The sequence below is a fragment of the Cohnella terricola genome (genome assembly GCF_007786475.1).
In the GTDB taxonomy this organism is placed as follows: Bacteria; Bacillota; Bacilli; order Paenibacillales; family Paenibacillaceae; genus Cohnella; species Cohnella terricola.
In genome coordinates this window covers 1-14,695 of record NZ_VNJJ01000001.1, presented here as the reverse complement: position 1 = coordinate 14,695, position 14,695 = coordinate 1, and the positions used below count along the sequence as shown (strand labels likewise).

Genomic DNA, 14,695 nt, shown 5'->3' with positions numbered 1-14,695 from the left:
GGCGATTACGTCTCCTATCAATGCGCTCCCAGCGGAGGCGTGTCTTCCGGCTTATCTTCCACCGGAGGCCGAATCTCCTCCGCGCCGGACCCGTGCTCGTCAGCCGTTTGTTCCGCTAACGCGTGCAAAGGCTCGGACAAGGCATGTCGCAGCACTTCGTCCATATGGGAGACGGGCACGAAAGTCATGCTCTCCCGGACGCTGTCCGGAATGTCCCGAAGATCGCGTTCGTTGTCTTTGGGCAACAGCACTTTCGTTATGCCCGCGCGATGCGCAGCCAATGACTTCTCCTTCAGCCCCCCGATCGGAAGCACGCGGCCGCGAAGCGTGATCTCTCCGGTCATCGCGACTTCTCTCGATACTTTGCTGTTCGTTAGAGCCGAGATCAGCGCCGTGGCGAGGGTAATGCCCGCTGAAGGTCCGTCCTTCGGGATGGCTCCTTCGGGAATATGAATGTGAATATCGTTCTTCTCATGGAATTGCGGATCGATGCCGAATTCCTTTACCCGGCTTCTCGTGTAGCTGAAGGCGGCCTGCGCAGATTCCTTCATCACGTCGCCCAGTTGCCCGGTAAGCGTCAGCTTGCCGCTTCCCGGCATGATGGTGACCTCGATAACGAGCGTATCGCCGCCCACTTCCGTCCAGGCGAGTCCCGTGACTGCCCCGACCTGGTCTTCCTGCTCCGCCATGCCGTAGCGGAACTTCGGCGGCCCGAGCATTTCCTTCAGCTTCTCCGCGTCGATGACGATCGGAGCGGCTTCGGGATCGGCGACGATCGTTTTGGCCACTTTGCGGCAAATGGAGGCGAGCTGCTGCTCCATGTTCCGAACGCCGGATTCTCTCGTATAGTGGCGGATCAGAGACATTAAGGCGTCTCTTTCTAATACGAGCTGGTCATCCGTCAAGCCGTGGTTGCGTTTTTGCTTCGGCAACAGATGGCGTTCGGCGATCTGCTGCTTCTCGAGCTCGGTATATCCGGGCACTTGCAGAAGCTCCATCCGGTCGAGCAATGGGCGCGGAATGTTATGCACGACGTTGGCCGTCGTCACGAACATGACGTTGGAAAGATCGAACGGCATCTCGATGTAGTGATCGCTGAACGTTGTATTTTGCTCGGGATCGAGCACCTCGAGAAGCGCGGATGAAGGGTCTCCCCTGAAATCCATCGCCATTTTGTCGATCTCGTCGAGCAGGAATACCGGATTCGCGGTTCCAGCATTGCGCATTCCTTGCAGAATCCGGCCAGGCATCGCGCCCACATAAGTTCGGCGATGACCGCGAATTTCCGCTTCGTCCCTGACCCCGCCCAAGGAAATCCGTACGAACTCGCGACCGAGCGACGACGCGATCGATTTCGCCAGCGAAGTTTTGCCGACGCCCGGCGGACCCACCAGACAAAGAATAGGACCTTTCAATTTCTTGACCAGCTTTTGCACCGCCAAGTATTCCAACACGCGTTCCTTCGGCTTATCGAGCCCGTAGTGCTCGTCGTTCAGGATTTTCTCAGCGTTCGCGATGTCAAGCTGGTCTTCCGTCATCTTCGTCCATGGCAGTGCAAGCAGCCATTCCACGTACGTGCGGATGACGCCTCCCTCCGCGGAAGAAGCCGGCATTTTCTCCAATCGGTCGATTTCCTTCTCGACTTTGGCCGCGATCTTCTCCGGAAGATTCGCTTCGGCGAGTTGCGTCCTTAACTCCTCGACTTCCCCGGCGCGACCTTCCTTATCGCCAAGCTCCTTCTGAATGGCTTTCATCTGCTCGCGAAGATAATATTCCTTCTGCGTCTTCTCCATCTGCTTCTTGACGCGCTGGCTGATCTTGCGTTCCAATTCCAGCACTTCGCGTTCGTTGTTGAGAAAATCGAGAAGCTTCTCCAGACGGGGACGGACCTCGACGGTTTCGAGAATTTCCTGCTTATCTTTTATTTTCAGCGAAAGATGGCTTGTAATGACATCGGCAAGCCGTCCCGGCTGATCGATATCGGACACCGCGGCAAGCGTCTCCGGCGTCACCTTCTTGGAAAGGTTAATGTAATGCTCGAACTGAGTGAGAACGGCGCGCATGAGCGCATCGAGCTCCGAATCGTTCGTCTCCGATTCATGCAGCTCGCTGGCCAACACTTCGTAGAACTCTTCATTCGGCAAATATTGTTCAATCTCGGCCCTGCTGACGCCTTCTACCAAGACCCGGATTGTTCCGTTGGGCAGCTTTAGCATTTGGCGTACTTTGGCAATAGTTCCGACCCGGTAAATATCTTCTTGCGTCGGCTCCTCGATATTGATTTCCGATTGGGAACAAAGCAGAATCATATGATCTTCGATCATGCATTGCTCCAAAGCTTTAACGGATTTCTCCCGGCCTACATCCAGGTGAAGCACCATGCTCGGATATACGAGTAGCCCTCTTAAGGGTAGCAGGGGTATGGAACGGCTCTTCTGTTTGCTCGAACCCATAATTGACGCACCTCGCAGTTCTGGAACGATTTCAAACACTCCAGTCATTGTATCAAATGTATTCGCTTGCCGCAAAAACGGGCAATGATTGTTGAGAACTCTTATGAAAAAAGAAAAGACGATATCGGCATTCACCCTGTATCGTCTTTACTTCCTTTAGGCCAAACATGAATATGGATCTCAGCCCTCTATTCCACGGGGCTTCCGTTCTAACGGTGGCAAATCGGACCGAACATTCACCGCTTGGAACACCGAACCCGCGGGAGCGGCAGCGAATGCGTCCGCGGCTACAGGCAGTTCGGCGGTCTGCTGTCTCGCCGTCAGCCAGCTTATCCTGTCCTCGAACACATGGCTGAATACGTCTTCCACCCTGTCGACGGGAATGACCTTGACGCCTTCGAGTCCTTCGAATATCGCTTGCCAGTTTTCTTTCGGAATAATGACCGTCTCCGCTCCTGATTGAAACGCCGCTTCGACTTTGGCCACCACTCCGCCTACAGGTTTGACCGCCCCGTGAATGCTGATCTCTCCCGTCATAGCGACTTTATTGTCCACGGGCTGCTTAGTTAACGCCGAAGCGATCGCAACCGCCATCGCGACTCCGGCTGAAGGACCATCCACCGGCGTTCCTCCGGGGAAATTGACGTGCAGGTCGAAATTCTCCGGTTGGAAGCCATTGCTTCGAAGCACCGTCAGCACATTGTCGAGCGAGCCTTTCGCCATACTCTTGCGCCGCAACGTCCGTTGCCCGCCTCCCAGTTCTTCTTCTTCCACGACGCCGGTAATATTAAGTTGGCCTTTTCCAGGCAACGCCGGAATCGCCGTCACCTCGATCTCGAGCAACGCTCCCATGCTCGGTCCGTAAACGGCTAATCCGTTAACGAGACCGATCTGCGGCTTGGACGGTACCTTGCGATCCGGTCGGGGCGGAAGCTGACTGCTATTGACGACCCATTCGATGTCTGCCGCATTCAGTTCCTCGCGATTTTCCGATAACGCAAGCCCGGCAGCGAGCTGGACGACGTTAACCGCCTCGCGCCCGTTCGTCGCGTAACGCTTGATGACATCGAGCGCATCCTGTCGCGGCGTAAACCCGATCTTCTGAATCGCATTCTCGGCGATCTCCGCAATCTCGGCGGGCAGAAGCGGGCGAAAATAAACTTCCATGCAGCGGCTTCGCAGCGCCGGCGGAAGCTCTCCCGGCGAACGGGTCGTCGCTCCGACGAGTCTGAAGTCCGCGGGCAAACCGTTCTGGAATATATCGTGAATATACATCGGTATATTCGTATCCTCCGCGTGGTAATAGGCGCTTTCCAGGAACACCTTTCGGTCTTCGAGCACTTTTAGCAACTTGTTCAGTTGGATCGGATGCAGTTCGCCGATCTCGTCGATGAACAAAATGCCTCCGTGCGCCTTCGTCACCGCCCCCGGCTTCGGTTGCGGTATGCCCGCGACCCCCATCGCCCCCGCGCCTTGATAGATCGGATCGTGAACCGACCCGATCAACGGATCCGCGATTCCGCGCTCGTCGAATCTGGCCGTCGTCGCATCGATCTCGGTAAATTTCGCATCGAGGCGGAAAGGTGAAAGCTTATTCTTCTTCGCTTCCTCCAGAATGACCCTTGCGGCGGCCGTCTTACCGACGCCCGGAGGGCCGTATACAAGCACGTGCTGCGGATTGCTGCTGCAGAGCGCCGCTTTGAGCGCCCTCAAGCCTTCTTTCTGGCCGACGATATCGGTAATGGCAGCAGGTCTGGTTCTCTCCGCGAGCGGTTTCGTTAGCGAGATGGAACGTAGCTTGCGCAGCTTGTCCATCTCCTTGCGGGATTCCCGATCCACTGCGCTCCGGTTATTCTTCTGGTTGCGCAGCAAATTCCAAAAGTAAATGCCAATGACAACGGCAAAAAACACTTGAATCAACATGAGAACCATGCTTAGGTTCATCTGATATCATCCTCCCCGATCGCGCCCTCAGGCAGGTACAGCTTCATCCGGTCAAAGACAAATAAACCGACACCCGGGCTATACTTGGTAGTATTGCCCGAATGCCGGCAGATATAGTCATGTCAATTCAAGCAGTTCCCGAATATCGTCCTCCGTTAGCGTCGTCAAAGCCGTTTCGCCGGCCTGAACGATCTCGTCGACCAGATCCTTTTTCCGCTGCTGCAGTTCCAGTATCTTTTCCTCGATCGTCCCTTGCGCTACGAGTTTTATGACCTGCACGACCTTCTTTTGTCCGATGCGGTGCGCCCTGTCGGCCGCTTGCTGCTCGACCGCGGGATTCCACCAAAGATCGAACAGCACGACGGTGTCGGCCCCGGTCAGGTTTAATCCCGTGCCTCCGGCCTTTAGCGAGATCAGGAAGACGTCCCGATCGCCGCCGTTAAACGCGTCGCACATCTCCACTCGGCGCTCCGAAGGCGTAGACCCGTCCAAATAGAAGTACGGAATGCCCAGTCCTTCAAGTTCTCGACGTATGATCTCCAACATCGAAGTGAACTGAGAGAAGATCAGCATCCGTTTGTTTCCGCCCAGACATTCTTCGACGATCTCGAGCAGTTGCTCCAACTTGCCCGACGTTCCCTCGTACCCGTCTAAGAATAAGCCGGGGTGGCAGCAGAGCTGCCTGAGACGGGTTAGCCCGGCTAATATTTTCATCCGGTTTCTCCGGAACCCTCCATCCGCCGAGAGATCCCGAGCGACGTCGGACTGCAGCTTCTCCAAGTAAGCGAGATACAACTGTTTCTGTTCGATGGATAGTTCGGATGGCTGCACGCTCTCGATTTTGTCGGGGAGCTCCTTAAGCACGTCGCTCTTGAGCCGCCGAAGAATAAACGGCCTTACGATGCGGGCGAGCTTCTCACGGGTGAGCTCCGAGAACGACTTCTTGCCCTCGAACAATCCCGGGAATATCGCGTCGAAGATCGACCATAACTCGTCAAGGGAATTCTCGATCGGCGTACCGGTCAGAGCGAACCGCTGCCCGGATCGCAATCTTCTAACGGCATGCGAGGTTAGGGAAGCGTGATTTTTGATCGCCTGGGCTTCGTCGAGAAAAACCGTGCGGAACCGGCGTTGCTCGTACCACTCGATATCCCTGCGAAGAAGCGGATAAGAGGTGATCCATACGTCCGCCTCTTTCGGATCCTCCGCCATGATTCCGCTGCGCTCCTGACGATCCCCCGCAGCCACGATCGTCTTCAATTCCGGAGCGAACTTGCGAAATTCGCGCTCCCAGTTGTAGATCAGCGAGGCGGGACAGACGATCAGCGCCGGGTCCGGACGCTCCCCGTCTTCTCCGGTATGGCCCGACTCCGCGACGATATAAGCGATGCTTTGTATGGTCTTGCCCAGTCCCATATCGTCGGCGAGTATTCCGCCAAGCCGGTAATGGGATAACGTCTTCAGCCAATGAAAGCCGTATCTCTGATAATCCCGCAGAACGGGATCTATATCGGCGGGCACTTCGAATTCGAGGTTATCCGGATGCCGCAGATTATCCCACAATTTGCGCAGAGACTTCCCGACTTGAACGCCGCGGGCCGAAGCCCCGAACTGGTCCATCAGCTGGAAGCCCCGGACCGCGGGCAATTGCATGCGATTTCCGTTTGCATCCGGTTTTCGTAAATCGAGTTCCTCGAATAGTCGCGTAATGTCGCGGAAGCTTTCCTGCTCCAGCGACAGAAATTGGCCGCTCGGCAGCCGGTAATATTTACGCTTCTCGACAAGATTCCGCAGAACGTTCTGAACGTCTTGCTCGTCCATTCCTTCCATATCGAAAGACACTTCCAGCCAATTGGTCCCGGTATCGACGTCCACTCGCGCCTTAGGCCGGTAGTCGTCGGTACTTACGGCCTTCCGGACCGACTCGCCTGCGAACAACTCCACGTCGCCTTCAAGTTGAGGCACGATGTCGTACAGAAAGTCGTAGATATCGTCTTCGGCGTCCAGATAGACGTCCTTGCCGTTGAATTTGAAGGAAGCCCGTTCGATCAACCCCATAATCCGGTTCTCCCGATCGAGATCCCTCAGGAGAATAACGTCTTCCCGGGCATTCTTGGTCTCCTTCTGCGGGAGAGGAGAGATGATGACGTCGCCGTAGACGTATTCCAATCTTGCAAGCAGCCTATTTCCGTCCATATCGAGATATAAGCGGGCGCTGAGCGGCGGGTTCACGATTCGGTCGGCGATCTGCGGCGATATTTCGACTCGGATAAACGGTTTTAATCCTAGTACGACGCGATCTATAAAAGCTTCGATCTGATCGGGAGCGATCAGTAGGCGCGTATTTTTCTCGAAATGAAACATTTTTCTTAATTCCGAGATCCGCTCCAATTGCTCGGGATCGGCCCGAAATAGCAGTCCGTTCACGATCGCCACGCCGTAATTGTCCAGGAAATCCGAATTTTTCAAACCCTCGAAATCAAGCCGATACCCGCCGTCCTGCGCCTTGTTCAGCCTAGCGGAGATCGGCAGTTCTCCATCCATAAGTTCCATTCGCTGAGTGCCGATTCTTTTGTCCTCGAAGCTGATGTTCACCCGATCGAGCAGCGGAAGCATTTTCTCCCAAGCCTCGGGTGGAACGGCCAATATCTTCTCTTCCCTGTAGGAATAAGAAGATAAGGAGTGAAACAGATCCTGATAGACGTTCTCGACGTTCATCGCCGAGATCAGTAGATCGATGAATCGCGCATCGTCCTCTTTAAAAGCATGTTCGGAAGGATCGTACGAGAAGTGCTTCGCGAACGCCATAGGTGTGCATGTCTCGACATGTTTGAGAAACTCTTTGATTTTCTGAACGACGTACATTCGGCCTGGGCCGATCTTCATCGAGATCGCGAATAATTGTTTGCCCGCGAAGCTTTTTACGAGCTTGCAATAAAATTCGACCTCAAGCGTTCGGGTATCCGCGTACTCTTCGCGATCCAGACCCGATTCGTCTGAATTCCGACGGCTTATCGCGCGATCGAACAAAAGGATAACCCGCTTCGTCAGCTGGATATCCTTGTCGGTCATTTCTATGTCTTCAGCGGCCGTATCGTCCGATTCCTCATCTGCAAGCCTGAGCAACACAGCGACGATATGCTTGCAGTACGACAACGGGGAATAGGCCGCGCATTCGCAGGACGCACGAATTTCTCCGTCCCCGTCGAACGCGACCTCAACCTCGTATCGTTCTTGGTTTGAGCCCCTGACGGTTGCCCGGCAGCTTGCTCCGCCCGCTTCTCTTTTGATGGACAAGACCCGATCGGCTCGATAATAAGCTTCCCCGCGCGCATAGGAAGCGGTATCGCACGTCTCCTGGATCGTCTGCTTAGTGAGAACGAATTTCTTCACGCCCCTTGCATACATCGTCAATGTTAGTCCCGAACTTGAGATGTTCAGGCTGCAGGCATCGGCGTGTCCGTTGGTTTGGCATATCCTGTTTCGTATTTGCCGTCGATGTACTGGCGAATTTCCAAATTCGACTTGCCTTGTTGCTTCAAATGGGCCGATTCCACGGCAATCTGCACGCATACGCCGCATCTCGTTCCATGATCGTCCCACTCGACGGTGCCGTCTTCGCGAATTTCATGGATGAAGCAATTCAAATTGCTTTGGTGCCCAGCGCTATCTCCGCAGCCGCAATAACAAGGAATCCATTGCAACGTATCGTCCAACGTTCCCGCGACTTGATAAGCGACTCTCACGGCTTCCGATTGACCGTCCAGAAACGTTGGAAGCTTCGCCGTCGAAGCCGTCACTTCCCGCAAATCTCCATTAGCCGCATATGAAGCATGGGATTCATGGGATTCATGGGAAGTTTGCCCTTGGCCGCACGCACTTAAAACGAGCATTCCGATTCCAATCGCCGAGATCGCCAGCTTCTTCATCTTATCCATGTCTGCGCCCCGGTATAACGCCAGTCTCGGCATAAGCAGCCGCGATCTGGTCGATTTCTTTTTTGAGCTCGCTCACGAGTTCCGTTTCCGGCACTTTACGGATCATCTCCCCGTAACGAAACAGCATGCCTTCCCCTCTGGCCCCGGCGATGCCGATGTCGGCCTCGCGGGCTTCGCCCGGTCCGTTCACCGCGCAGCCGAGCACGGAAACTTTGATCGGAACCTTCAGCTTGGACAAATATTCCTCGACCTCGTTCGCCACCGCGAACAAATCGATGTCCAGACGGCCGCAAGTCGGGCAAGAGATCAGCGTCGGCGCGTCGGTGATCAGGCCGAATACTTTCAGCAGCTCGCGCGCAACCTTAATTTCTTCAACAGGATCGGCGCTTAACGAAATTCGCATAGTGTTGCCTATACCATGGTTAAGCAACACACCAAGGCCTGCAGAACTCTTGATCGTTCCGGAGAACAGCGTGCCCGCCTCAGTAATGCCGAGATGAAGCGGATAACGAATGACTTCCGCCGCTTTCATATACGCTTCGATCGCCATCGGGACGTCGGAAGCTTTAAGAGAAACGATAATATCGTGAAAATCGAGTTCTTCAAGAATGCCGATGTGGAACAATGCACTCTCGACCATTGCATCCGCCGTCGGATAGCCGTATTTCTCGATCAAATGATTCTCGAGCGACCCGGCGTTGACGCCGATACGAATTGGAATACCTCGCTCCTTGCATGCCTTAACGACCGCTTCTACCTTCTCCCGGCGGCCGATATTGCCCGGATTGATGCGAACTTTGTCGATGCCGTTCTCGATCGCTAGCAGCGCCAGACGATAATCGAAATGGATATCCGCGACAAGCGGGATCTTGATCTGCTTTTTGATTTCTTTGATCGCTTCCGCAGCTTCTTTATTGTTGACGGTAACGCGCACGAGCTGGCAGCCCGCTTCCTCCAGCCGCTTGATTTCCGCGACCGTTGCCGCGACGTCCGCCGTCTTCGTCGTGCACATGCTTTGCAAGATCACTTGGTTGTTGCCGCCGATCGTCAAGTTCCCGACTTTAACAGCGACCGTATCCGTGCGTTTGTACATATGTTTTCTCCCCTGTATACGCCAAAGTCCACCCCGCTTGAGCGCAGGGTGGAACCGGCAATCTAGGCGAACTCCGCGGCGGCCGAAAGGCCTTCGTGGCGGCTTTCGTCCTGCTCCCGTTACGCGCTTTCTTCTTTTTTCTTGCCTTTTTTGGTCGTTAACTCGGGCGCCATCTTATCCTTGATGACTTTCGCGGTCACCAAGCAATTGACGACGTCGTCGCGCGACGGCACTTCGTACATCACTTCGAGCATAACGCTCTCGATGATCGCCCGCAATCCACGCGCTCCCGTGTTCCGCTTGATCGCTTCGCGAGCGATTTCCTCAAGCGCGCCGCTCTCGAATTCAAGCTTGACGTTATCCATCTCAAGCAGCTTCTGGTACTGCTTCACGAGCGCGTTCTTCGGCTCGGAGAGAATGCGGACAAGAGCCGCTTCATCAAGCGGTTCGAGCGTCGAGATGACCGGAAGACGACCGACGAATTCCGGAATCAACCCGAACTTGAGCAAATCTTCCGGTTGAGCCAAGGACAAATACTCGCCTGGCTTCATATCCTTCTGGCCTTCGAGAACGGAACTGAAACCGATGACTTTTTTGCCGATACGGCGCTTGATGATCTGTTCCAGACCGTCGAACGCGCCGCCGCAAATGAACAGAATGTTCGTCGTATCGATCTGGATAAATTCTTGATGAGGATGCTTGCGTCCGCCTTGCGGAGGAACGGAAGCGACGGTGCCTTCAAGAATTTTCAACAGCGCTTGCTGTACGCCTTCGCCCGAAACATCCCGTGTAATGGATGGATTCTCGGATTTGCGCGCTACTTTATCGATTTCGTCGATGTAGATAATGCCGCGCTCGGCTTTCTCTACGTCGTAATCAGCCGCTTGAATAAGCTTCAGCAAAATGTTCTCGACGTCTTCGCCGACGTACCCGGCTTCCGTCAAGGAAGTCGCGTCTGCGATCGCGAACGGAACGTTCAAGATTTTGGCCATCGTCTGAGCCAGCAACGTCTTCCCGGAGCCTGTAGGGCCAACGAGCATAATATTGCTCTTCTGCAGTTCGACGTCTTCGATCTTGGCTTGGGAGTTAATCCGTTTGTAATGATTGTATACGGCAACCGACAAAGACTTCTTCGCCTGCTCTTGTCCGATGACGTATTGGTCCAATATGTTGCGGATATCTATCGGCTTCGGAATATCTTTCAGATCGAGCTCTTCTTCATGTCCGAGCTCCTCCTCCACGATCTCCGTGCAAAGCTCGATACACTCGTCACATATATATACGCCGGGTCCGGCGACCAATTTCCTGACTTGATCCTGCGATTTGCCGCAGAACGAACACTTCAACTGGCCTTTTTCGTCGCTGAATTTAAACATGTAAACCCTCCTTAGTAAACCGCATCTCCGTCCATAAGACGGTTATCGTGTTACGCTTGCGGATTGTCCGTCTGGACGGGTTGGGAGATCACCCGATCAACCAAGCCGTACTGTACGGCTTCTTCGGCGCTCATGAAATTATCGCGGTCGGTATCCCGTTCGATTTTCTCATAAGGCTGACCCGTGCGCTCAACGTAAATCTGATTTAGTTTTTGCTTCGTCTTCACAATCCAATCCGCATGAATCTTTATATCCGATGCCTGACCTCTTACCCCTCCAAGCGGCTGGTGAATCATGATTTCACTATTCGGGAGCGCGAACCTCTTGCCCGGTGCGCCTGCCGTAAGAAGCAGGGAGCCCATGCTCGCGGCCATGCCGACGCAAATCGTCGAGACGTCTGGCTTGATGAATTGCATCGTATCGAAGATTCCCATGCCGGCCGTTACCGAGCCGCCCGGGGAGTTAATGTACAGATGGATATCCTTATCCGGATCTTCCGCCGCAAGAAACAGCAATTGAGCGATAATGAGATTGGCGACATCGTCGTCAATCGCGCTTCCGAGAAAAATGATGCGGTCCTTCAGAAGCCGGGAATAGATATCGTACGACCGCTCTCCGCGATTCGTTTGCTCGACGACCATTGGTACTAACATGTTACCAACCCCTTTTCTCATTAGACTTCGAATCTCGGTAATAGTTTAACACGTTCAAAACGGAATGTCATGTTGACGAGTCTTTTTCGGGTATCCGTCACGTTGTTCGGCATTTGCCAATTATGTATTCAGGGAGAAAAATAAGGCACGCGGGTTACACGTGCCTTGACTATGTTGTTCGACTTACGCGGATTTGCTGTTTTCAACCAGGAATTTTACGGCTTTGCGAACTTTCAGGTCCGCATTCAAGTTGTCCAGATAGCCGTTCGATGCGAAAATGCCGCGAAGCTCTTCCGCCGGACGGTTATACATCTTCGACAGGTTCTCGAGCTCTTCGTCCACTTCGGACTCGGAAACTTCGATTTTCTCCGCTTTGGCGATTTCTTCGAGCACAAGGTTGCTGCGTACGCGCTTCTCCGCGTCGCCTTTCATTTGTGCTTTCAGAGCCGCTTCGTCTTGGCCGCTGAATTGGAAGTACAGATCCAGGTTCATGCCTTGCTGGCGCAAGCGGTTTTCGAAGTCCTTCATCATGGCGTCGATCTCGGTGTCGATCATGACTTCAGGGATTTCCAATTCAGCCGCCTCGGCCGCTTTATCGACGATTGCCGTTTCGCGAACGGTTTCGGCTTCTTTCGACTTGCGATCTTGCAGCTTGTTCTTCAGATCTGCCTTATACTCGTCGAGCGTATCGAACTCGCTAACGTCTTTGGCGAACTCGTCGTCAAGCGCTGGCAAGTTCTTGCGTTTGATTTCGTTCAGCTTCACTTTGAACACAACCGGTTTGCCAGCCAAGTTCTCCGCTTGGTAGTTTTCCGGGAACGTGACGTTGATGTCCTTCTCTTCGGCGATGTTCAGGCCGACGACTTGGTCTTCGAAGCCCGGAATAAAGGAACCGGATCCAAGTTCGAGCGAATAGTTATCGCCTTTGCCGCCTTCGAAAGGCACGCCGTCCAGGAATCCTTCGAAGTCGATCGAAGTATAGTCGCCCTGTTGAGCCGGTCCTTCGTCAACGACGACCAATTCCGCATGGCGTTGTTGCAGACGCTCGAGCTCCGCATTCAATTCTTCGTCGGTTACCGCGGAATCTTCGACGGGAACGACCAATCCTTTGTATTCACCGAGCTTAATTTCCGGTTTAACAATTACTTTGGCTTTAAATTTGAAAGATTGGCCTTTACCGATTTGCTCTACGTCGATTTCCGGACGGTCGACCGGCTCGATGCCTACTTCGTCGATCGCTTTCGTATAAGCTTCCGGAAGCATGATGTCGATAGCGTCTTGATACAAGCTTTCGATTCCGAAACGAGCTTCGAAAATCGAGCGCGGCACTTTGCCTTTGCGGAAGCCCGGTACGTTTACTTTTTGAACGACTTTGCGGAATGCCTTGTCCAATGCAACGGAAACTTGCTCCGCATCCACTTCTACTTCAAGAACACCAAGGTTCTTCTCTATCTTTTCCCATTTTGCTGACATTTTATGCTTTCCCCTCCGTAACATCTTGCCGCTCGCATGCGGCAATTCACATAAACCACTCTATTATAAAACAACTTCAGACATCATTACAAGGCATAACTTCAAGTCCCATCATCGCTCCGTCATTGGGCATGCTCTCTACGAATCCACCGACCGCGGCTCCATCGAATATTGCCGCAACCACCTGAGCGCCTGTTCGTAACGAAACCTCAACTCGTCCGTAATGCCGTACATTTCCCTGATCCACTCGTCGCCGTATCGGGCATGCAGCTTTTCCATCAGCAATTGATGCAGCGCCGCGGCCCAAACATCGGACGAGCCGTCGTCGTCAGCGATCATGCTTTTGTAGATCAGCGATCCGTACGCGATTTCTACGCAGTCTTTCCAGATCTCCTCCGCGAAGTAGGCGAGAGTTGGATCGGACACTTCAGCCGACCGGCTTACCCGCTCCAACACTTGATGAACGCCCTGTGGGAACTCGGCGAAAGTTAAAGGCGTATCTCCGGCTTCCACGGTAAGGCTCTCGCCGTCTCTCCAGAAGGATACGGGGCCAGCGGCTCCTTGACTGCGAATCGCTTGCAGCGCACGAAACTGCAAAGGAGGAACGTACTCTTCGCGCGCAAGCCATTGTCGAAGCGACAAATCGACGTCCGGGTGAACGACGTGCATTAATTGACCTAAGATCAGCATTTGCTGCCCGGGATCCACGCTGCTATACAGCGAAGCCAATAACTGCGGTATGTAGTCGGCATCCGTCGCGCTGCGTTCAGCGACCTTGCGCTTGAAAAGATCCTTCTCATCCGTCTCTTCTTCGCCGAAGTCGTCCGTAAGCAGCGCATCGTAATCAAGATCCCCTGCCGTCCCGGGGAACGCCGCTTCCAGCCACCCGAGAAGCGCCTGCCATTCTGTATGGTGTTTATCCGCATCTCCGTGGCATGTCAGAAGAAAGGATAGCAAAGCTTTCGCTTCCCCGTAGCGTTCCGTCTCCAACATTTTCGTCAATTGTATCTGATAATAATCCAGCGTTTTCGGAAACAACACCAAATTATCTTTCGATTGATCCGTCATGAGGTAAGCCCCTCCACATCTACCGGCTTATCTCCGGCCTTTGGCTTCCCGTTGCTTCGGCCAGCCGTTAGCAGCAAGTTCAGTTCTAACGCATTATATCACGAACGGTCCGCAAAATGAAAAAAAACGGCTAGAGGCTGAACTTGGCGGGTGACGAATCGGTGGGCGTACGGGGAAGTTGCTGCGACTGGTTCAATGGCTCTCCACCATTGCTGCTTTTTGCGACAATGAGAGCAAGGAGCACGGATTCACAGGCACCATTGCTGCTTTTTGCAACAATGAGAGCACGGAGCACGGATTCGCAGGCACCATTGCTGCTTTTTGCGACAATGAGAGCACGGAGCACGGATTCGTAGGCACCATTGCTGCTTTTTGCGACAATGAGAGCAAGGAGTACAGATTCGCAGGCACCATTGCTGCTTTTTGCGACAATGGGCGCCGGGGATCGGATTTACATGCGTCATTGTTGCTTTTTGCGACAATGAGAGTTCGGAGCACGGATTCACAGGCACCATTGCTGCTTTTTGCGACAATGGAGGAAGCAAGATCGGATTTGCCCGTATCATTGTCGCAAACTAGAGTAAAGAACTGAAAATAAATTCAGCCCCTCCTCATCAAACCGTACTTGAGGTTTTCCCTCATACGGCTTTCCGATGTTCGTCATTCATGTGCATGCAACTTACAATAGCGTTTTAAG

The 14,695-nt window shown here is 53.7% G+C and carries 10 protein-coding genes; 1 reads left to right on the top strand and 9 read right to left on the bottom strand.

Annotated elements, in window-relative coordinates:
• Window positions 1-17: 17 nt before the first annotated feature.
• The 9 genes from lon to FPZ45_RS00010 all read right to left on the bottom strand — a co-directional run bounded on the left by lon (window position 18) and on the right by FPZ45_RS00010 (window position 13,998).
• Window positions 18-2,453 (bottom strand): endopeptidase La, encoded by a 2,436-nt coding sequence (gene lon, locus FPZ45_RS00050; RefSeq protein WP_144696944.1) that lies wholly within the window; start codon window positions 2,451-2,453, stop codon window positions 18-20.
• A gap of 180 nt (window positions 2,454-2,633) precedes the next feature.
• The gene (gene lonB, locus FPZ45_RS00045) at window positions 2,634-4,397 is read right to left on the bottom strand and encodes an ATP-dependent protease LonB (RefSeq protein ID WP_144696940.1); all 1,764 of its coding nucleotides are present in this window, start codon (window positions 4,395-4,397) and stop codon (window positions 2,634-2,636) included.
• 117 nt (window positions 4,398-4,514) lie between these two features.
• Window positions 4,515-7,790, bottom strand: coding sequence for a DEAD/DEAH box helicase (locus tag FPZ45_RS00040; protein ID WP_246120260.1), 3,276 nt, complete (start codon window positions 7,788-7,790; stop codon window positions 4,515-4,517).
• A gap of 44 nt (window positions 7,791-7,834) precedes the next feature.
• A complete protein-coding gene (locus FPZ45_RS00035; RefSeq protein ID WP_144698290.1) occupies window positions 7,835-8,326 on the bottom strand; it encodes a PCYCGC motif-containing (lipo)protein in 492 nt (163 codons plus the stop codon).
• A 1-nt stretch (window position 8,327) separates the two neighbouring features.
• A complete protein-coding gene (gene ispG / locus FPZ45_RS00030) occupies window positions 8,328-9,428 on the bottom strand; it encodes a flavodoxin-dependent (E)-4-hydroxy-3-methylbut-2-enyl-diphosphate synthase (protein WP_144696934.1) in 1,101 nt (366 codons plus the stop codon).
• Window positions 9,429-9,547: 119 nt separating this feature from the next.
• Entirely contained in the window at window positions 9,548-10,804 is a 1,257-nt protein-coding gene (clpX, locus tag FPZ45_RS00025; RefSeq protein ID WP_144696931.1) for an ATP-dependent protease ATP-binding subunit ClpX, read from the bottom strand.
• Between the two features lie 50 nt (window positions 10,805-10,854).
• Window positions 10,855-11,457 carry an ATP-dependent Clp endopeptidase proteolytic subunit ClpP gene (gene clpP, locus FPZ45_RS00020; RefSeq protein ID WP_144696928.1) on the bottom strand — a complete coding sequence of 201 codons (603 nt, stop codon included), beginning with the start codon at window positions 11,455-11,457 and terminating at the stop codon, window positions 10,855-10,857.
• A gap of 183 nt (window positions 11,458-11,640) precedes the next feature.
• Window positions 11,641-12,930: a trigger factor gene (gene tig / locus FPZ45_RS00015; RefSeq protein ID WP_144696926.1), complete on the bottom strand. Its 1,290-nt coding sequence runs from the start codon at window positions 12,928-12,930 to the stop codon at window positions 11,641-11,643.
• Window positions 12,931-13,068: 138 nt separating this feature from the next.
• Complete coding sequence (locus FPZ45_RS00010; protein ID WP_144696923.1) at window positions 13,069-13,998, bottom strand: hypothetical protein; 930 nt, start codon at window positions 13,996-13,998, stop codon at window positions 13,069-13,071.
• Window positions 13,999-14,176: 178 nt separating this feature from the next.
• Here FPZ45_RS00010 and FPZ45_RS00005 point away from each other — a divergent pair, with 178 nt between their 5' ends.
• The gene (locus tag FPZ45_RS00005) at window positions 14,177-14,590 is read left to right on the top strand and encodes a hypothetical protein (protein WP_144696921.1); all 414 of its coding nucleotides are present in this window, start codon (window positions 14,177-14,179) and stop codon (window positions 14,588-14,590) included.
• Window positions 14,591-14,695 lie beyond the last annotated feature (105 nt).

Excerpts from the sequence above, each read along its gene's own strand:
- tig (WP_144696926.1), bottom strand. The coding sequence starts at position 12,930 with ATGTCAGCAAAATGGGAAAAGATAGAGAAGAACCTTGGTGTTCTTGAA.
- ispG (WP_144696934.1), bottom strand. The coding sequence starts at position 9,428 with ATGTACAAACGCACGGATACGGTCGCTGTTAAAGTCGGGAACTTGACG.
- clpX (WP_144696931.1), bottom strand. The coding sequence starts at position 10,804 with ATGTTTAAATTCAGCGACGAAAAAGGCCAGTTGAAGTGTTCGTTCTGC.
- clpP (WP_144696928.1), bottom strand. The coding sequence starts at position 11,457 with ATGTTAGTACCAATGGTCGTCGAGCAAACGAATCGCGGAGAGCGGTCG.
- FPZ45_RS00035 (WP_144698290.1), bottom strand. The coding sequence starts at position 8,326 with ATGAAGAAGCTGGCGATCTCGGCGATTGGAATCGGAATGCTCGTTTTA.
- lonB (WP_144696940.1), bottom strand. The coding sequence starts at position 4,397 with ATGAACCTAAGCATGGTTCTCATGTTGATTCAAGTGTTTTTTGCCGTT.
- lon (WP_144696944.1), bottom strand. The coding sequence starts at position 2,453 with ATGGGTTCGAGCAAACAGAAGAGCCGTTCCATACCCCTGCTACCCTTA.
- FPZ45_RS00010 (WP_144696923.1), bottom strand. The coding sequence starts at position 13,998 with ATGACGGATCAATCGAAAGATAATTTGGTGTTGTTTCCGAAAACGCTG.